Raw genomic sequence first — 20,091 nt, 5'->3', positions numbered from 1 at the left:
AGAGTTGGTAATTAAATGCAAAAGAATTCATTTTCTGTAGCTTTTCATGATGTCAGGAACTCCCTGCGGCGATATTCATTGGTCGCAATGCTGGGATGGCAGGATTTGCGGCAACGGTATAGACGATCAGCCTTGGGCCCCTTCTGGCTGACCATTAGCATGGGGGTAATGATCGGCACTATCGGTGTTGTTTTCGGCCAGATCTTCAAGGCGCCAATGGGGGAGTTTTTGCCTTTTCTGGCTGTGGGCATGATTTTGTGGACCTTTATGTCGACCGTGATCAGTGAAGGCGGTAACGGATTTATTGCTGCTGAGGGCGTCATAAAACAACTACCTATTCCGCTATTTGTGCATATTCTGAGATTGATCTGGCGAAATATTCTTATATTGGCTCACAATATCGTTATTTTTCCGTTGGTCTTGATCGCTGTAGCCAAGCCGCTCACCATGGTTGCGCTAATTAGTATTCCTGGTCTCTTGCTTCTTATATTGAACTTGACATGGATAGCCTTGGTGTTGGGGGTGCTTTGTACGCGCTACAGAGACTTGCCTCAGATTGTCACCAGCGTTCTACAGGTAGTGTTTTACCTGACCCCTATCATGTGGATGCCGAATTTACTGCCGGAAAGATCTGCGCAGTACTTTTTGAATATGAATCCGGTCTATCACCTGATGGAAATTGTCCGGGCCCCATTAGTTGGAGCGGTTCCGACATTGGTGAACTGGGAAGTTTCTATTGGTTTGGCTATTGTAGGCTGGATATTTGCGCTGTTTTTTTATGGTCGTTATAAGTCCCGCATTGCATATTGGCTCTAATGAGATATTAAAAAATGGCTTCTATAGTTTTTGATAATGTAAGCGTCGACTTTCCAGTTTATAATGCTAACGGCCGCTCGTTAAAAAAGCGCTTAATTCAGGTTGCAACGGGTGGTCAGTTAGGCTCGGACTCCCAAGGGCGAGTTGTGGTAAGAGCGCTCGATGGACTCAACTTCAGTATCGGTCACGGCGATCGTGTTGGGTTGTTGGGTCATAATGGCGCAGGTAAAAGTACCCTGCTGCGAATGCTGAGCAGCGTCTATGCTCCATCGGTAGGAACCGCCAATATTCAAGGTGATATAGGCTCTTTGATTGATATTTCTCTCGGTGTGGATCCCGAAGCGACGGGCCGAGAAAACATATATATCCGGGGAGCTTTGCTTGGTTTGAGTAAGTCCGAAATTTCGGAGCAGGTTGAAGAAATTATCGAGTTCTCGGAGCTCGGTGATTTTATCGAAATGCCAATGCGGACGTATTCCAGCGGCATGCATTTGCGCCTTGCGTTTGCAGTATCTACAATCGTGAGACCACAGATCTTGCTGATGGATGAGTGGTTGTCAGTGGGGGATGAAAGCTTTAAGCATAAAGCTGAAGTTAGAATGGCACAGCTCGTTGAGTCAACTCATATCCTGGTAATTGCCAGTCACTCGCAAGAGTTGATTAGAAATACGTGCAACCGTGCTATTTGGCTTGAGCATGGACGTATCAAGATGGATGGTACGGCGGCCGAAGTTTGTGATGCTTATTTTGGCTAATATAAACGTGCAAACTTTTTAATAGGTGAGAAAGTGTACTCTGAAAAAATTCTAATTACTGGTGCGTCAGGAGTGATCGGACAAGCGTTGCAACGCGAGCTTGATGCTGCCGGTTATACAAATATAGTAGCGATTTCTAGCAAGGATGCTGACTTGCGGGATGAGGCGCAGACTAAGGAGTTGTTCGCTAAAGTAAAGCCGACAATTGTTTATCATTTGGCTGCTTGCGTATTTGGTATCATGGGTAATTTGCAGAATAAAGCAAAGGCTTTTGTTGAGAATACTCGTATCAATACTAATGTGATTGATGCTTCTCACTTGGCGGGCGTTAGAAAAGTCGTCGCGATGGGATCCTCGGCTATTTATTCGGATAGCGTAACGTTGCCAATGTCGGAAGAGCAGGTTTGGAGCGGTCCACCGCACTACTCCGAGGCCTCCTACGCGCATAGTAAGAGAGCAATGCTTGCGCAGCTCGAAGCGTATAGCGATCAGTACGGTATGGAGTTTGCGTTCTGTATCTCGACTAACCTTTATGGGCCATTCGATAAGTTTGACGAGCAGTGGGGGCACGTCATCCCATCGCTGATTTCGAAATTTCATAAAGCTAATATGCTGGGTGAAAGTGTACCGGTTTGGGGCACAGGTAAAGCCAGACGCGACTTCTTGTTCAATGAAGATGCTGCCCGCGCGATGCGCATGATTGGTGAGCAGTTCAACGGTACTATTAATTTGGCATCTGGTGTGTCGCAGACAATTCGCGAAACCGCAGAGTGCATTCAGAAAGTATCGGGGTTTGAAGGTGACATCGTCTGGGATTCGACAAAGCCCGACGGTCAGCATTTGCGCGAATATGATATCTCGAAGCTAGAGTCACTCGGCTTCAAACCGGCACATTCCCTTGAACAAGGTCTGGATAAGACTTATCGTTGGTTCAAAGATAATATTGCTGACGTTCGTAGATGATGGGTATGTATTGATTTCTATGGACTGATTGGCGCTCGAACGTAATCACCTTGTGCAAGCGCCAGGTAACGATAGTGTTCAGATGCTGTGATGAATCGGCGACTTGACGGTGTTGGTTTTATTTTTCAAGGTGAGGGTGGCAGTTGTGACGTTTAAATCATATTCTCAGAATCTCGAAGATGTAATGTTGTGGCGTGCTTTAGGTAAATATGAAAAAGGTTTCTATATTGATGTAGGCGCCTGTGATCCTGTCGCTGATTCTGTCACAAAGGCTTTTTATGATGCGGGCTGGAGAGGCATTAATATCGAACCGATGGCGAGTGCGTATGCGCTTGTCAGCGAGCATCGTCCACGAGATATAAATCTTAATATAGCAATTGATATTGCTTCAGGTGTGAAGGAATTCTATTCCGTTGATGCGGGTAATGGTCTTTCGACATCGGTTTCCGAGTACGCGTCCGCCTACAAGGAAGAGGGTCGAATTGTAGAGTCCGTTAGTGTCGAAACCCGTACTTTGGCTGACGTATGCAATGCGTACGTGAATCAAGAGATACACTTTTTGAAGGTCGATGTTGAAGGTGGTGAAGCTTCGGTGCTGCAGAGTGCAGACTTTACTAAGTTTCGGCCTTGGATAGTTCTCGTTGAGGCAACGAAACCAAATACCCAGATTCCTTCTCATCAGGAGTGGGAGCCTCTTCTTTTAGAGGCGGGCTACAAATTTGTGTATTTTGATGGCTTGAATCGTTTTTACGTCGCGGAAGAAAAGTACAGTATTCTTTCCGACAAATTCTCAGTTCCGCCAAATTGGTTTGATGAATATGAGCGTCGCCAGAACATTGATTTGCAAGAACAGGTGGTAGTTTTGAATGGCAATTTGAGTAAATTTGAATTTCCTGAGCACGTTGATGGGGCGAGTGTTGTGGTTAAGGCTGAATTTGTATTGGATAGTTATAATCAGCTTGTATCTTCCACGGCTGAAAAGGAAGGCTCGTTGAGAGCGGAGTTGGAAAGGACGAAACTCGAACTGGAGTCGTGTTATCAGGAAATTTACGAAAGCTCTCGGCATATTGGTCATTTGACTCGCGAGCGACTCAATGCACTTAGCCGCGTTAATGCCCTTGAAAGTAAAGTATTAGTAGCCGATGAAGTGGTTGATTTGCGTCAGCGAGTCTCCACGCTGCAGTCCGACATTGACCTGATCAGGCACAGTACTTCGTGGCGCGTGATGGCTCCCGTTAGAAAGGTGATGAATATTATTCAGCGCCTTGGGGGGCGGAAATGATTGATTTTACAAATAGTAATGCGGAAGTTTGCATTATCGGCCGCACTGATTTCAGCACTGGTATCGGTGCTGTTTCGCTAGCGGCCTGCGAGCTATTGTCGCGTTTTTTTCCAGTTAGCATCTATCCGACTAACTCCGGTATCGTGGGTGACGAGAATATTCGTCTGCCCAACGGTAAAGAAATACCGGTGTGCAGAAACATCTCCGCTCCCAAAGTGTTTTTTTATACCGACGTGTTATGGAATGGTGAGCACGATTTAAACTATACGATCGTTCCAAAGCACGGTTTGCGTATAGCTCACATTGCCTATGATTCTGATGAGTTCCCTGCAAAATGGGTTGAGATTCTTAATAACTCATTTGATGTGGCGTATTTCACAAGTCGACATCTCGAGGCTATTGCCATCGGGTCTGGGGTGACGATCCCTGTAGGCACATTGCCTATCGGATTAGAGTTGGAAGATCTTTTGGTCCGGCCTGTCGTTCGCAATACCAAGAAAGTAAAATTTGGTTCGGTTGCCGCATTTCATCAACGCAAAGGCGTTGATATTTTGATTGAGGCCTTTCTGCAAGAGTTCTCGGCGGAAGATGATGTCGAGTTGTATCTGCACTCCAATCTAGCTATTGGCCCCACATATAACAAAATTATAGAAAAGATTAATTCTTCTGGGGTCAATAATGTTTTCGTAAGTCATGAGCATCTTGACGTAGCGACCAAAACATCATTAATCGACTCCTTCGACATATTCGTAAACTGCTCTAAAGGTGAAGGGTATTCGATTGGTCCAAGAGAAGCACTTGCCTTGGGAAAAATGCTGGTGCTTTCTGACCTGGGCCCGCACCGTGATATGTTTGGGGTTGCCGGTTGCTACTCCATTCCCACAACGTTGCCATCACCAGCGCGCTATCCTGAGATCGATAATCAGGTATTTGGCAAGCAGTATTCAGTGTCCGTCCACGATGCTCGTAAAGCATTGAGAGCGGCTTATAATTATTTCAACTCTACCGATTCCGCAGACACTGCATCTGCCCGACGTAAGAGGGCGGAAAATTTTTCGTTTAGCCGATTGGCCATTGATTACGCGACAACAATTGCGCCCGATCTGCTCGCATTCAAAAAAAATGCTAAAGGTTCTGATTACACCCATATTCCAGAGAATTGTCGTTCTGCGGCCTTTGCCAAAGTTGGATCTTACTCTTCTTCTTTGGCAGTAATTAATCGCTCGGTAATTCCAGCCCATGACGGTGGTTTTTTCTCGGTCTTTAACTGTTTTGTCAGTCATCTCGTTTGGGATGTTCGAGATGATAGATGCCATTTGGTCCTGCCTGACTGGGACGTAAAGCGCCTTTTGCCAAAGCATGAAAACGGCAAGCTTGTTAGTTTTTGTTATGGCACTCCGAACGATGGAAATATATGGCTGAAGTTGTTTGAACCGCTTTACGGGCTTACAGTTGAGGAGATGAATGACGAAGCTTTTCTCTACGATAAGTCCTCCCTGCCACAGACTATTTGGAACCAGCATCGCGAGCCACTACTCACTTACGTGAATGCATATGATCTCTATGGTAGTGCATCGTTCAAGTCGTTTAGACGGCAATACCACGCTATTTACAAAGAACATGTGAAACTTCTTCCTGAGTTTCAGGCGGAGATTGATGGTTTTTGTGATGAGAACTTCGATGGGAAGTTTATGGTTGCCGCTCACGTAAAGCACCCAAGTCATATTATCGAGCAACCGGGTGCATGTATAGCACACGGAAAATCATTCGTTGATGCTGTCATCGATAAGCTCGCCTCATCTAAAATAGATCAGGCTTCTGATAAGTGGGGTGTGTTTTTAGCCACTGACCAGGATCGAGTTGTTGAGCAATTTAAAGAGGCATTTGGTGAGCGGGTCTACTCTTATTCTGATGTTCGTCGAACGCGTGTATCAGAAGATGAATACTATGACAGTCTGCCAGATGAAGAAAAAGCTAAAGAAGGCTTTCAGGTTCAACATTTAGTGGCTGCAAATCCGGAAAATTGGTCAACTCGCATGGCTTGGGAGGTTATTCGGGATGCGATGACCATGGCGCGATGCGACGTATTGTTCCATGTGGTAAGCAATGTCTCAACAGCGGTCTCTTACTTTAATCCAGAGATGGAACTGGTCTTCGTTGATGGGGAGAGTGCGTAAGTGTTTCTTTTCATTTGCGAGGTGGCGACAAGCGGTTCTACATTTTCCTTTAATAGGGTTAGAGGTATGTTGGCTCGCAGGGTGGGGTTTGTTCGGCATCATCTGTTGAGACTCATCAAATGATTAGAGAGACTTCCGCTGATCATGCAACTGTTACAATTCATGATGTAGATGCATTAGGTGCGTGAGTCACTGGTTTGCGTGCTTTCTGTGAGGGCAATCGTTTTACATGCACGACACGATATGAGTCGCCTATTTTCGAATTGTCAAAGGTGTTTTTATGGGTAACGACAATATTGTTTGGCAAAAAGGCTTAGTGACTTCCGAGGATCGAAAACGGTTGCTTAAGCAAGAGCCTGCTACATTGTGGTTGACAGGGTTGAGTGCGTCGGGGAAATCGGCTATCTCCTATGCGGTGGAGGAGTACTTAACTAAGTTGGGTTTGAATTGTTACGTTTTGGATGGTGACAATCTACGGCACGGTTTAAATTCTGATCTTTCATTTTCGTCAGAAGGGCGAGCTGAAAACCTTCGCCGAGCGGCAGAAGTTTCTCGCTTGATGAATGATGCTGGATTAATTGTGATAGTTGGATTGATTTCTCCTTTTTGTATTGATCGAGCCCGTGCTCGGACTATAATAGGTCCAGAATTTTTCCGTGAAGTATATATTTCTACTTCGTTAGAAGTTTGTGAGTCGCGCGATCCTAAGGGCTTGTATCGCAGAGCTCGCGATGGTGTAATTGACAGTTTTACGGGAGTTTCTGCTCCGTATGAAAAACCTGAGAGCCCCGACTTGATTTTGGATGCCGGTGTTTTATCGGTGGATGAGTGTGTGCGGAAAATTTGCGAGTTACTGGGGTTTTGAACATTTTATTGATTCTTGGCGCTCTTATTTGAAAGATTCGGTATTGATTGATTTATCTAAGGGCTATTCCGTTCTGAGTTGATTTTCGGATACGCTGTCATTGAGATTCTTTCTCGCGTGACACAAGTGGTTGTGAGAATCGGATATTTTTTGAGGGGGTGGGCGCTTGGCTATCGTTTCCTTCGCCTGAATTCGGTATATTCAGCCTCAGGTAGAGAGGGCGCGCCCATTTACTCTGGCGGCTTAGGTCGCTGCTTAAAGTCAGTGCCGTGGTCGGCACAGAGATGGAGTTTAGAGGATTCGCATGAAAGCTATTGTCACTGGTATCACTGGTCAAGACGGCGCCTATTTGGCAGAGCTGCTTCTTGAGAAGGGCTATACGGTCTACGGAACGTATCGTAGGACTAGCTCCGTCAATTTCTGGCGTATTGAAGAGCTTGGGATTGATCGTCATCCCAACCTTCATCTCGTAGAATATGACCTCACTGATCTCTCGGCTAGTATTCGTCTGTTGCAGACAACTGGAGCGACTGAGGTTTATAACCTCGCAGCGCAGAGTTTTGTCGGTGTCTCCTTTGATCAGCCACTGACAACTGCGGAAATAACCGGTCTTGGCGCGGTTAATTTGTTGGAAGCTATCCGTATAGTTAGCCCGAAAACTCGCTTTTACCAAGCATCCACTTCCGAGATGTTTGGTAAGGTTCAGGCTATTCCTCAAATCGAAAGTACGCCATTTTATCCTCGTAGCCCCTATGGTGTTGCGAAGTTATATGCACACTGGATGACAATTAATTATCGTGAGTCTTACGGTATTTTTGCAGCCAGCGGTATTTTGTTCAATCACGAGTCGCCCTTAAGGGGTCGTGAGTTTGTTACACGCAAAATTACTGACTCTGTTGCTAAGATTAAGCTTGGTCTTTTGGATAAAATCGAGCTTGGTAATATGGATGCTAAGCGCGATTGGGGTTTTGCCAAGGAATATGTTGAAGGTATGTGGCGTATGCTTCAAGCAGACGAACCTGACACATTTGTTCTTGCAACCAACCGTACTGAAACTGTTCGGGATTTTGTATCTATGGCATTCAAAGCCGTTGATATTGATATCGAGTGGAAAGGTCAGGCGGAAGATGAAATAGGCGTAGATATCGCAACAGGGAATACCCTTGTTTCTATCAATCCTAAGTTCTATCGCCCTACCGAGGTTGATTTGTTGATCGGTAACCCTGCAAGAGCTAAAGACAAGCTTGGTTGGGAGCCTAAAACTAGCCTTGAAGAGCTCTGCCGGATGATGGTTGAGGCTGATTTGCGCCGTAATAAACAAGGGTTCTCTTTCTAATGATTACAGCCGGCAAGCGAGTTCTGGTAACGGGCGTTAATGGTTTTACTGGCCGTTATTTATCGTCGGAACTGAAAAGTTTTGGTTACGATGTTGTTGGCCTGGGAACTCAGCCGGCACACGAAGAGAATTATCAACAAGTAGATCTTTCAGATTTAGAAGGTCTTCGCAATGTATTAGGCAACGTTCAGCCGGACTTTGTTGTCCATTTGGCGGCGCTGGCATTTGTTGAGCATCGGGACGTCAACGCATTTTACGAAGTAAACTTGATAGGCACGCGAAATTTGCTTGAGGCCATTGCTGACTCAGGTAAGACGCCTGATTGTGTCCTCTTGGTAAGTAGTGCCAATGTTTATGGTAATACTTCTGAAGGTCTATTAAGCGAATCTACTCTGCCTGCCCCTGCTAATGATTATGCGGTAAGCAAATTGGCTATGGAATACATGGCTAAACTTTGGATGAAAAAACTTCCAATTGTTATTGCTCGCCCTTTTAATTATACGGGGGTTGGGCAGTCGGAGAGCTTTTTGTTGCCAAAGATTGTTTCTCATTTCAGGCAAAAAGCTGACCACATTGAACTTGGCAATCTGGATGTTTCTCGCGATTTTAGCGACGTTCGTTCTTTGGTTCATGCGTACCGCTTATTGTTAGAGGCACGTCCCTTAGGCAAAGTAATAAATGTTAGCTCGGGCGTTTCTCATTCACTTCAACAAGTACTTGATATATGTACAGCGCTGACTGGTCATAAGGTTGATGTTGAAGTCAATCCGGCTTTTGTGCGGGTCAATGAAGTGAAGTCTCTATGTGGTGATAACACTCTACTTAAAACGTTTGTGCCTGATTGGGAGACTCCACCACTTGCTGAGACTCTCAGCTGGATGCTCACGGTCGAATAAATGAAGTTAATTCTTTCTGTTGAGCCGGTCCGTTTTCCACTGACTGGCATCGGTCGGTATACCTACGAATTGGCGCTGCGCCTGCAGCAAAGCCCCGAAATTACAGACCTGCAGTTTTTTTCCGGTCGACGATTTTTGTCGTCGCTGCCGACGGCTGCCGACGAATCTGGTAATGGTTACGGCCTAAAGCGAGCGGTGCAGAAAAATTTTCTGGCGGTTGAAGCCTATCGACTTCTTATGCCGCTGCTTAGAAAGCAGGCATTAAAAGCCCATAGCGATTTTCTTTACCATAGTCCCAACTATTATCTGCCGCCCTTTGCTGGTCGCAGTGTTGCTACCTTTCACGATCTCTCTCCTTTCACGTGGTCCCACTGCCATGCGCCGCAACTTGTGCGCTATTTGCAGAAGGAGCTCAAGACCACTCTGGGCCGAGCTGATGCACTGATAACTGACTCAGATTACACGCGCAATGAGTTGGCAGAATACTTTTCCTGGCCTCTTGAGCGAATCTATACGGTGCCGCTCGCCAGTTCTGCCGAGTTTCACCCTCGCACTGCGGATGAGCTTAAAAGCACGCTTTCGCGACATGGCCTTGAAGTGGGCGGCTATAGCCTGTTCGTAGGAACGATAGAGCCCCGCAAAAATATCACCACGTTACTAGATGCCTATTCGCGGTTGCCATTAGATGTTCGCAAGCGTTGGCCTCTGGTGTTAACCGGTTACCACGGTTGGCGAAACGAAAGTATCCATCAACGGCTCGAGAGCGCCAGACGTGAGGGCTGGGCTTATTATCTGGGATTCATCCCCGGTGAAGACCTGCCATTCTTGTTTGCCGGCGCTCGGTTGTTTACTTTTCCTTCGTTGTATGAGGGGTTCGGGTTGCCTGTTCTGGAGGCCATGAGTTCCGGGGTGCCGGTCGTTTGTTCCAACAGTTCTTCGCTACCTGAGGTTGCGGGTAATGCGGCTTTGATGTGTGATGCTATGGACATTGAGGCATTGACCGGGCTCATCCAGCGCGGTCTGGAAGATCAAGCTTGGCGCACCAGTGCCATCGAGCAAGGCTTATTGCATGCGGCAAAGTTTTCCTGGGAACGTTGTGCCATGAATACGCTTGAGGTTTATAAGATGGTGGTCAAAGAGCGATGATCAAGGTTCTGCACTTCTTCAAGACTTACTATCCGGAGACGATGGGTGGAATTGAACAAGTTATTTTCCAGATTGCAGAAGGCGGGCTAAGTCACGGATATGAGTCCCAGGTACTCTATCTGAGTGAGCGGGGGGCGGCTCGCAACGAGATGGTGGGGCACCACCTGACTCATCGTTCAAAGTTGGATATGCATGTTGCGTCTACAGGTTTTTCGTTATCAGCGTTTAAGGACTTTGCGGAGCTTGCACGGGAGGCGGACATTATTCACTACCACTTTCCTTGGCCTTACATGGATCTTGTGCATTTTATCAGTCGGATTCGCAAGCCCACCGTGGTCAGTTATCACTCCGATATCGTTAAGCAAAAGACGCTCCTCAAGTTGTATCAGCCCTTGATGAATCGCTTCTTGTCAAGTGTTGACTGCATTGTCGCCTCATCACCCAATTACGCTGTAAGTAGTACTGTGCTAACGCGTTTCAAAAATAAAGTGCGTGTTGTTCCCTACGGACTGGATCGAAAATCCTATCCAGTGCCTTCGCTGGAAAAGTTGGCATTCTGGCGAGAGCGTCTGGGCGAACGTTTTTTTCTGTTTGTTGGCGCGTTACGTTACTACAAGGGCCTGGACTGCCTGCTTGAGGCTGCTACGACGAGTCAACTTCCCGTAGTGATACTGGGTGGAGGGCACCTTGAAGCAGAACTCAAGGCCCAGGCGACTCAATTAAGGTTGTCAAACGTGCATTTTCTCGGGGGATTGCCCGATGAAGATAAGGTTGCTCTGTTGACGCTTTGCTACGGGTTCGTTTTTCCGTCGCACCTCAGGTCCGAGTCTTTTGGTATTTCATTGCTTGAGGGAGCGATGTATGGGAAGCCAATGATTTCTTGTGAGATCGGCTCCGGCACCACTTTCATCAACATCGCAGGAGAGACCGGGTTGGTTGTTCCTCCCCGTGATTCTTTGGCACTGGCAGAGGCAATGAACCATCTCTGGAATCAACCAGCGCTTGCTGCTTCGATGGGAGAGGCGGCTGGACGGCGTTTTGAAGAGGTATTTTCCTCATCTTCGATGGCCGAATCCTATGCTGAGATTTATCGTTCGCTGCTTTGAGTATGTTAATTGGGTTGCGGTAGCAATGGCAGCCACCTGCCACCCCCCGCACAGACCCGTGCGTGCGAAATTACCGCATATGGCTCCTGCCTTGGGTTTCGACGCCGAAGCGGGTGCGGGATAAGGATGCATAGGTAGTTCAGGCAGATAGAAGATGAATAGTCTTGCCAGGGCAGTCATGCGCTCCCAGTTCAGAGGGAGTTTCATAAAGTTTGTGTTCGTGCATAACATGTTGCAGAAGTGCGTATATGCTCCCAAGAAAAAAATGACCTACGAGTCCACTCGCCGCCCTCCAGCCATTCAAAAAGAGCTGATTGATTAGTTCGTAAACGGCTCGATGAGTACAGAAGCAATTCAGGGCACTTCGATGACGTTCAAAAAACACTGATGGAACGCGTCTTGGGTGCCGGGTTGGGGCACCATCGGCGCGGAGCGTCCTGAGGAGTCGAGTACGAGCGCAATGGTAAAGCGCCAAGACCGTGTTAACCGATGACGGCCCGCTTCGGCTGGACATCCCCAGAGACCGTGTGTGTTAGAGGAGGTCCCTCACGCTAAATCAGACCAATTTTTCTTTGCCGATTTCTGAGAAAGCCAATAGGGGTAGAACCTATATCCCAATACTTGGAAAATACGCCGGTGGCGTTGCCAGATCTTTAGCGCATCTATTGGCGTTATCAATTCTCTCCATAACCCCGGACGCCCCTGCCACCCGTGTCTATTCGGCGTATTTTTCATTTTCTCAAAACTAATGCTTTCAAGCATAGGTTGGAGAGCATCACGGTCGCCGCCAAAAGCTGAAACTATTTTTTCCAGAGTCCCATTTGGATCACGCGTGACGTCTTCGTATCGTAGTTTTATGGCATCCGCTTGATGCCACCATTGGTATGTAATCGACAAAAGATTTTCGGCCTCAAAGCTCAAAGCATATTGCAAAAATTCCTTCGAATATGGAGTTGCATTTAGCAAGCCATTTGGCAAGCCGGTGTTTCCCTCTAACCACCTTGCTGTGTCCGGTTCGAATTGTGAGTAGTGTAGAGCTGAAAGCAGAATGTCAAATGGGTTTCTTGCAATCGTAACTACTTTAAAATCATTGAGACGCAACCATTTTTGAAAGTTTGGTTCTCTGTACCAATGAATCTGCAAAAAGCACCTGTCCGGGAGTTCGTTTGGTGCATCGAGATAATTATGCACAGCTATTTCATTCATGTTTAGAGAACCCGCCAGAACCGAGCGTATCCATGAATTTCCGCTTCGTGGTGAGCTGATTACTGCAATGCGAGTAGGCTCTTTCATAGCTTCCAGTTCCTTCATGATAATTTTTTTATGATGAGTTATGTTGGATTTTTTTTCAAGCAGGAAAAATTCCGCTAGTATTTACTAGAGTAATGCAAGCAACTCTACAATAATTTTGGTTAGTTAAGGAAGGTCTGAAATATCCACCGATTTTCATGCCCTCACTACATAAGGTTCGAAGGAGCGATCAAGCCGTTTGTCAAAGTACGCAGGGGGTGGTTGTTCAGCGATACCCCCAAGGGCGCGACCGCCAGCGCCCAGATCTACGGGCTGCTTGAGAGCGCCAAAATCAACGGCCAGGAACCCTATACGTGGCTGCGCCACATACTGGAGCGGTTGCCGTATGACTCGTCGGTTGAAGACTACGAAGCCCTGTCAGCGTGGAGCCGTTAACAGGAGATGCCACAGTAAACCGTTGACCCACTTTAGAGGGGGGGTTATGGCGCGCATACGAAAACCCGCTATCACTGTGATGAAGCGCGGGTACAAGTGCTGACGGAGCAGGATCCAGACGCGACCAGCCAGTCCTGGATTTTGGGTAAAGCCAGCGGTCCGCCAGAACGCCTGTGGCACTGTTTCGCTACACCACCAGTCGAGCTAGTTTGCTCGCTGATTATCGCGGCTACCTAATGACCGACGATTGCGCTGGACTATAACGCTTTGGGTGCGCAGCCGGGTGTCTAGCGTTTGGGTTGCGGGACACATGCTCGGCGCAAGTTCGTCGATGCGCAAAAAGTACAACCTAAGGGTGCATACAAATTGGCTGTTCAGTGACACGCCTAGGGACGCGACCTCCTGTGCTCAAGCTACAGCCTAGTCGAAATCGGCAAGGCCAACGGCCAAGAGTCCTATACTTGTCTGCGCCAGGCAAACTCGGTAGAAGACTTTGACGCCTTGTCACCGTGCAGCTGTTCGCACTAGATGTCGCGTAAAGATAAAGCCCATCTATCGGTGGTTGGAGTTATGGCACGTCTATCACTTTTTCCACTTTTGCGTTGGGCCATATCATGGTAGTTGGTTTCTCATTGGGATCGGGAGTGAAACATTAGACGTTAAGTTGCGACTTTAAATGTGTAGGCGAGGGATCACTTACTAATCATTGAGTTCGCCCCGTAAGAAGTGAAGTTTATTAATTGCTTGCGTCGCGTTCATGTTCCATATTGAATTCTCCATATCAATTAGCTCGTGATGGAGTAGATTTCTTACCAGTCAGTTTTCCAGGTCAGAGTGTTTTCGAGAACAACTCCCTCACGCGGCGGCGTAACTGAAATCGGTCGACATCAGGCGTTTGGCGACTGAGGCGGTCTGTGTAGTAGCTTGAGCAGTTCATTTCAGACACTCTGTATAGTAAATCAATCGACACATGGACGCTCAACTGATCGATCGGCGCATCCGCTCTGATCTCCGAAATCAAGAGCTCGGGAGGCAGCTGGTTACCCTGACACCCTGAGGGAGCGAGGCTTTCCCTGAGGGTTGAAGCCATCATCATGAGCGAATTAGCAATGCTCCAGGTTGATCTCGGCAAATACAGCTCCCATCTACACGGTAAGGATAAGACAGGCCGGGAGATATTTCGTAAGAAACTCTAACGTCAGCAGATGATGCAGTTCTTCAGCAACCTTCAGGTGAGTAAGGTGATGCCGGAGCACATTTCGTCGCTCTCAAGTTGAAGGTTATAGGCCATGAAAGCAGGCTTATTTCCCCACAGTTGGTCCGCCCTTACGTTAAGGGGGCGGGTGAAGTGGCTAACCTTGAGGTAATTCAATAAACTACTGCCCGCATGCCTTTTCCAGATACACATTGTTCATGATCAGTGCTGTCTGCTGTTGCGATTATCATCTCCCCATCATCTGCTAGGCGGCTCATGCATTGATGTCTTCATCTACTCCTAAGGGGCACCAATGAGCTTTAAGACATTCCTGGTTACCGGCGGCAGCGGTTTTGTGGGGCAGGCGTTAATCAACCGATTGGCGTTGTTATCAGAGTATTCTGTGATCGCGCCGGTCAGGAATATGTCTACGAGTTTCCCCCTGGGTGTGCGTTCGATACCCTTTACCAGTCTTGAAGCAGCGTTTGACTTGAGTGACGTGCTGAAGGACGTCGACTGTGTCGTGCATGCTGCCGCGCGGGTTCACGTCATGAATGACGTTTCTGCTGATCCGCTGGCTGCGTTTCGCAAGGTGAATGTCGAGGCTACCTTGGACCTCGCACGCCAGGCTGCGGCGTCCGGGGTGAAGCGTTTTATATTCATCAGTTCAATCAAGGTGAACGGTGAGGGTACTGAGTCTGGCATTGCATTCAACGCCGATGACGTACCTGCTCCGATTGATGCCTATGGGATCTCGAAGCTTGAGGCAGAGCAAGGCTTGAAGGTGCTTGCTGCAGACACGGGCATGGAAGTGGTCATCATCCGTCCTGTTCTGGTCTATGGGCCTGGTGTCAAAGCCAACTTTCTGAGCATGATGCGCTGGTTGTACCGTGGCGTTCCCTTGCCGTTTGGCGCTGTCCACAATCACCGCAGTCTCGTCGCCATAGACAATCTGGTGGACCTTATCGTGACCTGCTCCCACCACCCAGCGGCCGCCAATCAAGTGTTCCTGGCCAGTGACGGCGAGGATGTGTCGACCACGCAGTTACTACGCAAGTTGGCGGGCGCCTTGGGCAAATCTGCCATATTGTTGCCAATACCTGCCCGGCTCATGAGCAATGCGGCAGCATTACTGGGCCAGCGAGCGTTGTCGGATCGTATTCTCGGGTCCTTGCAGGTTGATATCAGTAAGAACCGACAATTATTAGGCTGGACTCCTCCGGTCACCCTCGGTAAAGCGTTGAGCCTGACGGCGCAACATTTTCTGGATTCCCGTAAATCATGAGTTATGGCTGGTTTATCCCTGTCATCGTTGTCGTGTCTTTTTTCCTCACTTGGGCGCTGCGTCGTTACGCTCTGTCTCGAAGCCTGATGGATATTCCTAATGCCCGAAGCTCTCATTCGGTCCCCACTCCTCGAGGAGGCGGTGTTGCAATTGTCCTGGCGTTTACATTAGCGCTGGGAATGCTGTTATTCGCAGGGCTGCTGTCGTCTTCGACGTTTTTTGCGATTGTTGGTGGGGGAGCGATGATCGCCGTTATCGGATTTATGGATGATCACGGACACATCGCGGCCCGTTGGCGTTTGTTGGGGCATTTTGCTGCATCGACGTGGTTGCTGTTCTGGTTAGGTGGATTGCCGGCCGTCGAGATATGGGGTGGGACTTTCGACCTCGGGTGGTTTGGCCATGTGTTAGCAGCGTTTTATCTGGTATGGCTACTTAATCTTTACAACTTCATGGATGGCATTGATGGCATCGCAGGTGTCGAGGCGGTTTGTGTTTGTCTTGGGGCGTGTGTGTTGTATTGGCTTGTCGATGCAACAGCGTTGATCTGGGCTCCGCTGATGTTGGCTGCGGCGGTGATGGGCTTTCTCTGCTGGAATTTTCCACCGGCAAAAATTTTCATGGGTGATGCGGGTAGCGGATTTCTTGGCGTTGTTCTGGGCGGTCTTTCTCTGCAGGCTGCGTGGCATGATCCTTCACTATTTTGGGGCTGGCTCATCCTGCTCGGTGTGTTTATCGTGGATGCCACCTTCACGTTGTTCCGGCGCCTGCTCAGAGGAGACAAACTGTATGAGGCTCACAGAAGCCACGCCTATCAGTTTGCTTCCAGGCAATTTGGCCGGCATTTGCCCGTAACCTTGGCAACAGGCTTGATCAATCTATGCTGGCTGTTGCCGATTGCGGTAGGTGTTACACGGTTTGGGCTGGGCGGCGTATGGGGTGTACTTTTAGCCTATGTCCCGCTGGTTTTTCTCGCTATCAGGTTTCATGCAGGGGAGCTTGAAAAGACCGCTGATGATGGAAAAGAAAACAATTCTGTCATCTAGGTTTAGAGTCATGATGCCGGCTTGTGGTGATTCATTACGGTGATCAGCATTTGAAAGAGGGAAACTGAGGTGCTTGAAGAGTTAATGGATAAGGTCAGAGAGCGTCTCGTTGGGCTTCCAAGGCGCCGCAAACGACTGATACAGGTTGGCACAGACATTTTTCTGGTTTGGGTGGCCCTGTGGTTGGCATTCATCGTGCGCTTGGGTATAGATGATATGTACAACCCCTTCAAAGTCCACTTCTGGCTATTCGTCTGCGCCCCTGTTGTGGCCATTCCATTGTTCATTCGCTTCGGCATGTACCGTGCCGTCATGCGCTATTTTGGCAATGACGCGTTGATTGCGATTATCAAGGCTGTCAGTTTGTCTTCGCTGATTCTGGCGGTTGTCGTTTATTGGTACAGCAATCACGAAGCGGTTGTGCCTCGCTCGATCATTTTCAATTACTGGTGGTTGAGCCTGGTCATCATTGGGGGGTTGCGGTTATGTATGCGGCAATACTTCATGGGGGACTGGTTTACAGCCGCGCAGCATGTTCCTTTTGCCAACCGTGACGATGGTCTGACCAAAGTTGCGATATACGGCGCAGGTGTAGCAGGCAATCAACTCGTTGCCGCACTGCGCATGGGGCGCGTTATGCGCCCTGTTGCGTTTATCGATGATGACCCGGGTATTTCCGATCGCTCGATCTCAGGCTTGCAGGTTTATAAACCCAAGCATATTCAGCAGATGATCGACGTCACAGGGGCGCAGGAAATCCTTCTCGCTTTGCCATCCTCGACTCGTGCTCGTCGCCGGGAAATTCTCAACTTGCTGGAAGGCTTTCCGCTGCACGTTCGCAGTGTGCCGAATTTTTCCGATCTGGCGAGTGGCCGAGTCAAAGTTGAAGATATTCAGGAAGTCGATATTGCAGACCTGCTGGGGCGCGATGCCGTTCCAGCTCAGCCTGATCTTCTGGAACGTTGTATCAAAGGCAAGACTGTCATGGTCACAGGTGCCGGCGGTTCGATCGGTTCGGAGTTGTGTCGGCAGATTTTTGCGTTGGAGCCAACCGCGCTTCTGTTGTTCGAACACAGTGAATTCAATCTCTACAACATTCTTTCAGAGCTGGAGCAACGCAGCTCTCGAGAGTCGGCTCCGGTTCGATTGCTTCCCATACTCGGGTCTATACGCCACCAGGACAAATTGCTCGATGTGATGAAAACCTGGAAGGTTGACACGGTTTATCATGCGGCCGCCTACAAGCATGTGCCCATGGTCGAACACAACATCGCCGAAGGTGTACTGAACAATGCGATCGGAACGCTCAATACTGCTCAGGCTGCCCTGCAATCCGGCGTAGCAAATTTTGTGCTGATTTCGACCGATAAGGCGGTGCGGCCCACTAATGTCATGGGCAGTACCAAGCGCTTGGCGGAGTTGACGCTTCAGGCGCTCAGTCGTGAAGTCGCGCCGGTGCTGTTCGGAGACAATGCAAAAGTTTCCCGTGTTAACAAAACCCGTTTCACAATGGTTCGCTTCGGCAATGTGCTGGGCTCCTCCGGGTCGGTGATTCCGCTGTTCCATAGCCAGATCAAGTCCGGCGGGCCGCTGACCGTCACTCATCCGAAGATTACGCGTTATTTCATGACCATCCCCGAAGCCGCGCAGCTCGTTATTCAGGCCGGTTCGATGGGGCTGGGTGGCGATGTGTTTGTGCTGGACATGGGCGAGCCGGTGAAAATCGTCGAACTGGCAGAGAAGATGATCCACTTGTCCGGTTTGAGTATTCGTTCCGATCGCAATCCGCAGGGCGACATCTCCATCGAGTTCACGGGGTTGCGCCCAGGTGAAAAGCTCTATGAAGAGCTGTTGATCGGAGACAACGTTGCTGCAACACCACATCCGATGATCATGACGGCCAATGAGGATCATCTACCTTGGGAAGTGTTAAAGGTTAGGCTGGCCAGTTTGCTGGCGGCGGTTGATGAGGATGATTACTCGCGCGTCCGCCAGCTACTGCGCGAAACCGTCTCCGGCTACACCCCCGATGGCGAGATCGTCGACTGGATCTATCAGCAACGTCGTCTCGAACCCTGATTGTTTCACATCCTGTAACGCACGCATTTTTGACATGGGCGCACCATGACCTAAGTTTGGAGAGCAGCTTCGGAAAAGCTGCTTTCTCAAACGATGATGGAGCGTCACAAATGCGTACCGGTTACTTCTACTCTCTGATTTTCGCTTTCCTCACCAGCGCCTCGATTGCCGCAATCGCCGCACCTGTCGCGCCTTCCGATTCACCCAAGGCGCCTCTGGTGATGGAAGTGCCAGCGGCCGCCCAGAGTGCCAGGATTGATCTCAACGACGCCGATGCGGTAACGCTGCAGAAAGAGCTCTCAGGCGTGGGTGAAGCCAAGGCGAAGGCGATTGTTGCATATCGCGAAACAAACGGACCCTTTGCCTCGGTGGATGAGCTGCTGGAAGTGAAGGGAATCGGCAAGGCAATTCTGGATCGCAATCGCGAGAAGCTGGAAGTCAACTAAGCTGCAGGTTCAACGCCAAGGGGGCCGGTCATTGACCGGCCTTTTTCGTTTTGCAGTGCGAACACCTGCGGCAGGCAGGCGAGGTGTTCTCCAGAAAGGTAAAAATTACGGCTATCATATTGGCTTGATATTATGCCTATAATAATTCGCCGCCCCTGAGCTGTCCGGCTCGGGGGTTATTTGCCCACTCACAAGTGTTTCAGGAGCAAAGTCATGAATTCTGTGCAGTCTCAAGGTACGGCTCTGATCACTGGCGCCTCGTCGGGTATCGGTGCGATTTACGCCGAGCGTCTGGCGGCGCGTGGTTTTGATCTGTTGCTGGTGGCCCGTGACAAGGCCCGTCTGGACAGCGCCGCCAGCCAATTGCGCGACGCTCACGGTGTGCAGGTCGAGGTGTGGAAAGCGGATCTGACCCAAAAGGACGATGTGATCAAACTCGAACAGCGCTTGCGCAGCGATTCGAGCATCAGCCTGCTGGTTAACAATGCCGGCGTGGCCGCCGACGGCCCGCTGGCCAATGCCGACATGGATCAACTGGAACGCCTGATCCAGTTGAACATCACCGCCGTCACGCGTCTGGCGTCGGCCGCCGCTGCCAGTTTCGCCAAGGCAGGTCGCGGCACGATCATCAACATCGCCTCGGTCGTGGCGCTGTTCCCCGAGCGTTTCAATGCGACCTACACCGCCAGCAAGGCCTATGTGTTGAGTCTGACCCAATCGTTGAACGCGGAGCTCGAAGGCTCCGGCGTGCAGATCCAGGCCGTGCTGCCGGGCGTGACCCGCACTGAAATCTGGGAGCGTTCGGGGATCGACGCCAGTGGCATTCCGGCGGAAATGGTCATGGACGCCGGGGAGATGGTGGATGCCGCCCTGGCCGGTCTGGATCAGGGCGAACTGGTCACCATTCCATCGCTGCCCGATGCCGGCGAATGGCAGTCGTTTGTGGCGGCGCGCCATGTCATGGCGCCGAACCTTTCGCGCAGCGCTGCAGCCCAGCGCTACAAATCAGGTC

Annotated in this window: 16 protein-coding genes and 3 pseudogenes; 18 read left to right on the top strand and 1 reads right to left on the bottom strand. The window is 49.4% G+C overall.

Features of this window, described 5'->3' with window-relative positions:
• Window positions 1–15: 15 nt before the first annotated feature.
• The 11 genes and pseudogenes from DBR24_RS01490 to DBR24_RS01440 form a co-directional block, all read left to right on the top strand.
• Window positions 16–816, top strand: a complete 801-nt coding sequence (locus DBR24_RS01490; protein WP_128613669.1) for an ABC transporter permease — start codon at window positions 16–18, stop codon at window positions 814–816.
• A 14-nt stretch (window positions 817–830) separates the two neighbouring features.
• The gene (locus DBR24_RS01485) at window positions 831–1,571 is read left to right on the top strand and encodes an ABC transporter ATP-binding protein (protein WP_128613668.1); all 741 of its coding nucleotides are present in this window, start codon (window positions 831–833) and stop codon (window positions 1,569–1,571) included.
• 33 nt (window positions 1,572–1,604) lie between these two features.
• Window positions 1,605–2,534 carry a GDP-L-fucose synthase gene (locus DBR24_RS01480; protein WP_128613667.1) on the top strand — a complete coding sequence of 310 codons (930 nt, stop codon included), beginning with the start codon at window positions 1,605–1,607 and terminating at the stop codon, window positions 2,532–2,534.
• Window positions 2,535–2,643: 109 nt separating this feature from the next.
• The gene (locus DBR24_RS01475) at window positions 2,644–3,816 is read left to right on the top strand and encodes an FkbM family methyltransferase (RefSeq protein ID WP_256591235.1); all 1,173 of its coding nucleotides are present in this window, start codon (window positions 2,644–2,646) and stop codon (window positions 3,814–3,816) included.
• Window positions 3,813–5,993, top strand: a complete 2,181-nt coding sequence (locus DBR24_RS01470; RefSeq protein ID WP_128613665.1) for a glycosyltransferase — start codon at window positions 3,813–3,815, stop codon at window positions 5,991–5,993. The genes DBR24_RS01475 and DBR24_RS01470 overlap by 4 nt, the downstream gene beginning before the upstream one ends.
• Before the next feature lie 280 nt (window positions 5,994–6,273).
• Entirely contained in the window at window positions 6,274–6,858 is a 585-nt protein-coding gene (gene cysC / locus DBR24_RS01465; RefSeq protein WP_128613664.1) for an adenylyl-sulfate kinase, read from the top strand.
• 304 nt (window positions 6,859–7,162) lie between these two features.
• Window positions 7,163–8,194, top strand: coding sequence for a GDP-mannose 4,6-dehydratase (gmd, locus tag DBR24_RS01460; protein ID WP_128613663.1), 1,032 nt, complete (start codon window positions 7,163–7,165; stop codon window positions 8,192–8,194).
• Window positions 8,194–9,090 (top strand): GDP-mannose 4,6-dehydratase, encoded by an 897-nt coding sequence (locus tag DBR24_RS01455; RefSeq protein ID WP_128613662.1) that lies wholly within the window; start codon window positions 8,194–8,196, stop codon window positions 9,088–9,090. Before gmd ends, DBR24_RS01455 begins: the two co-directional genes overlap by 1 nt.
• The gene (locus DBR24_RS01450) at window positions 9,091–10,236 is read left to right on the top strand and encodes a glycosyltransferase family 1 protein (protein WP_128613661.1); all 1,146 of its coding nucleotides are present in this window, start codon (window positions 9,091–9,093) and stop codon (window positions 10,234–10,236) included.
• Complete coding sequence (locus DBR24_RS01445) at window positions 10,233–11,342, top strand: glycosyltransferase family 4 protein (protein WP_128613660.1); 1,110 nt, start codon at window positions 10,233–10,235, stop codon at window positions 11,340–11,342. Before DBR24_RS01450 ends, DBR24_RS01445 begins: the two co-directional genes overlap by 4 nt.
• Window positions 11,343–11,679: 337 nt before the next feature.
• Window positions 11,680–11,869 (top strand): annotated as a pseudogene (locus DBR24_RS01440) (transposase); the annotation flags it as partial.
• Window positions 11,870–11,888: 19 nt separating this feature from the next.
• Here DBR24_RS01440 and DBR24_RS01435 read toward each other — a convergent pair.
• On the bottom strand, window positions 11,889–12,653 hold the full coding sequence (locus tag DBR24_RS01435; RefSeq protein ID WP_128613659.1) for a sulfotransferase domain-containing protein: 765 nt from the start codon (window positions 12,651–12,653) through the stop codon (window positions 11,889–11,891).
• 159 nt (window positions 12,654–12,812) lie between these two features.
• On the opposite strand from DBR24_RS01435, the pseudogene DBR24_RS01430 reads away from it, so the two are divergent.
• The 7 genes and pseudogenes from DBR24_RS01430 to DBR24_RS01400 form a co-directional block, all read left to right on the top strand.
• A pseudogene (locus DBR24_RS01430) lies at window positions 12,813–13,028 on the top strand (transposase domain-containing protein); the annotation flags it as partial.
• 72 nt (window positions 13,029–13,100) lie between these two features.
• Window positions 13,101–13,556 (top strand): annotated as a pseudogene (locus DBR24_RS30990) (transposase); the annotation flags it as partial.
• A gap of 980 nt (window positions 13,557–14,536) precedes the next feature.
• Window positions 14,537–15,508, top strand: a complete 972-nt coding sequence (locus tag DBR24_RS01420; RefSeq protein ID WP_128613658.1) for an SDR family oxidoreductase — start codon at window positions 14,537–14,539, stop codon at window positions 15,506–15,508.
• Window positions 15,505–16,554 carry a glycosyltransferase family 4 protein gene (locus DBR24_RS01415; protein ID WP_128613657.1) on the top strand — a complete coding sequence of 350 codons (1,050 nt, stop codon included), beginning with the start codon at window positions 15,505–15,507 and terminating at the stop codon, window positions 16,552–16,554. Before DBR24_RS01420 ends, DBR24_RS01415 begins: the two co-directional genes overlap by 4 nt.
• A gap of 84 nt (window positions 16,555–16,638) precedes the next feature.
• Window positions 16,639–18,633 (top strand): nucleoside-diphosphate sugar epimerase/dehydratase, encoded by a 1,995-nt coding sequence (locus DBR24_RS01410; protein ID WP_128613675.1) that lies wholly within the window; start codon window positions 16,639–16,641, stop codon window positions 18,631–18,633.
• A 110-nt stretch (window positions 18,634–18,743) separates the two neighbouring features.
• Entirely contained in the window at window positions 18,744–19,079 is a 336-nt protein-coding gene (locus DBR24_RS01405; RefSeq protein ID WP_123466599.1) for a helix-hairpin-helix domain-containing protein, read from the top strand.
• Window positions 19,080–19,292: 213 nt separating this feature from the next.
• On the top strand, window positions 19,293–20,091 hold a 799-nt coding region (locus tag DBR24_RS01400; protein ID WP_146188930.1), incomplete at its 3' end, for an SDR family oxidoreductase.

Origin of the sequence: Pseudomonas sp. HMWF006 (assembly GCF_003061205.1) — a bacterium.
In the GTDB taxonomy this organism is placed as follows: Bacteria; Pseudomonadota; Gammaproteobacteria; order Pseudomonadales; family Pseudomonadaceae; genus Aquipseudomonas; species Aquipseudomonas monsensis.
The sequence above is the reverse complement of the archived record's forward strand: the minus strand, read 5'-3'. Positions and strand labels throughout refer to the sequence as shown.

Excerpts from the sequence above, each read along its gene's own strand:
- DBR24_RS01420 (WP_128613658.1), top strand. The coding sequence starts at position 14,537 with ATGAGCTTTAAGACATTCCTGGTTACCGGCGGCAGCGGTTTTGTGGGG.
- DBR24_RS01405 (WP_123466599.1), top strand. The coding sequence starts at position 18,744 with ATGCGTACCGGTTACTTCTACTCTCTGATTTTCGCTTTCCTCACCAGC.
- DBR24_RS01490 (WP_128613669.1), top strand. The coding sequence starts at position 16 with ATGCAAAAGAATTCATTTTCTGTAGCTTTTCATGATGTCAGGAACTCC.
- DBR24_RS01445 (WP_128613660.1), top strand. The coding sequence starts at position 10,233 with ATGATCAAGGTTCTGCACTTCTTCAAGACTTACTATCCGGAGACGATG.
- DBR24_RS01450 (WP_128613661.1), top strand. The coding sequence starts at position 9,091 with ATGAAGTTAATTCTTTCTGTTGAGCCGGTCCGTTTTCCACTGACTGGC.
- DBR24_RS01470 (WP_128613665.1), top strand. The coding sequence starts at position 3,813 with ATGATTGATTTTACAAATAGTAATGCGGAAGTTTGCATTATCGGCCGC.
- DBR24_RS01415 (WP_128613657.1), top strand. The coding sequence starts at position 15,505 with ATGAGTTATGGCTGGTTTATCCCTGTCATCGTTGTCGTGTCTTTTTTC.
- DBR24_RS01410 (WP_128613675.1), top strand. The coding sequence starts at position 16,639 with ATGGATAAGGTCAGAGAGCGTCTCGTTGGGCTTCCAAGGCGCCGCAAA.
- cysC (WP_128613664.1), top strand. The coding sequence starts at position 6,274 with ATGGGTAACGACAATATTGTTTGGCAAAAAGGCTTAGTGACTTCCGAG.
- DBR24_RS01485 (WP_128613668.1), top strand. The coding sequence starts at position 831 with ATGGCTTCTATAGTTTTTGATAATGTAAGCGTCGACTTTCCAGTTTAT.
- DBR24_RS01455 (WP_128613662.1), top strand. The coding sequence starts at position 8,194 with ATGATTACAGCCGGCAAGCGAGTTCTGGTAACGGGCGTTAATGGTTTT.
- gmd (WP_128613663.1), top strand. The coding sequence starts at position 7,163 with ATGAAAGCTATTGTCACTGGTATCACTGGTCAAGACGGCGCCTATTTG.
- DBR24_RS01435 (WP_128613659.1), bottom strand. The coding sequence starts at position 12,653 with ATGAAGGAACTGGAAGCTATGAAAGAGCCTACTCGCATTGCAGTAATC.